The organism is Glutamicibacter sp. 0426 (assembly GCF_001906485.1).
Taxonomy (GTDB): domain Bacteria; phylum Actinomycetota; class Actinomycetes; order Actinomycetales; family Micrococcaceae; genus Glutamicibacter; species Glutamicibacter nicotianae.
The window spans coordinates 1-1074 of sequence record NZ_MPBI01000016.1 but is presented as its reverse complement, the minus strand read 5'-3'; the positions used below and the strand labels follow the sequence as shown (position 1 = coordinate 1074).

General features: G+C 63.0%; 1 protein-coding gene. It reads right to left on the bottom strand.

Translation table 11 applies throughout. From position 1 onward, the window contains the following. On the bottom strand, positions 1–1074 hold a 1074-nt coding region (gene glyA / locus BKX98_RS16555; RefSeq protein ID WP_073708057.1), incomplete at both ends, for a serine hydroxymethyltransferase.

The following is a 1074-nucleotide window of genomic DNA, read 5'->3' as shown; positions in this document are numbered from 1 at the left end:
ACCAATGCGCAGGCCCGAAGTCACCATCGGCGGACGCGGATCAAACGGAACCGAATTACGATTCACCGTGATCTCCACCTGCGCCAAGAGGTCTTCAGCCTGCTGGCCGTCCAACTCGCTGTCACGCAGATCCACCAGCACCAGGTGCACATCGGTGCCACCAGTCAGCACGCTGATGCCCTTGGCAACAACGTCTTCCCGGGTCAAGCGCTCAGCCAGGATCTTCGACCCAGCCAAGGTACGCTCCTGGCGCTCCTTGAACTCCGGCGACGCAGCAATCTTGAACGCCACAGCCTTGCCAGCGATCACATGCTCCAACGGACCACCCTGCTGGCCAGGGAACACCGCCGAATTCAGCTTCTTCGCGATCTCCGCATCATTCGACAGAATGATGCCGCCACGCGGACCAGCCAACGTCTTGTGCGTCGTGGAGGTCACCACGTGGGCATGAGGCACCGGCGACGGGTGCAGCCCAGCGGCCACCAAGCCAGCGAAGTGCGCCATGTCCACGAACAGGTACGCGCCCACCTTGTCGGCAATCTCGCGGAAACGCTTGAAATCCAGCTGGCGAGGGTACGCCGACCAGCCGGCAACAATCATCTTCGGCTGGTGCTCGACCGCAAGGCGCTCCACCTCATCCATGTCCACCTGGTAGGTTTCCTCATCCACGCCGTAAGGCACGATGTTGAAAAGGCGGCCCGAGAAGTTCAGCTTCATCCCGTGGGTCAAGTGCCCACCGTGGTTCAGGTTCAACCCGAGGACGGTATCGCCCGGGCGCACCAGCGCGTGGTACACCGACGCATTAGCCTGCGCACCGGAATGCGGCTGCACGTTCGCGAACTTCGCCCCGAACAACTCCTTGAGGCGCTCAATCGCCAACGTCTCGATGACGTCGACTTCCTCGCAGCCGCCGTAGTAGCGGCGGCCCGGGTAGCCCTCGGCGTACTTGTTGGTCAGCACCGAACCCTGCGCCTGCATGATGGCCTGCGCGGTGTGGTTCTCCGAGGCGATCATTTCCAGGCCGCGCTGCTGGCGAGCCAGCTCAGCGTCAATGCGCTGCGCCACCTCCGGGTC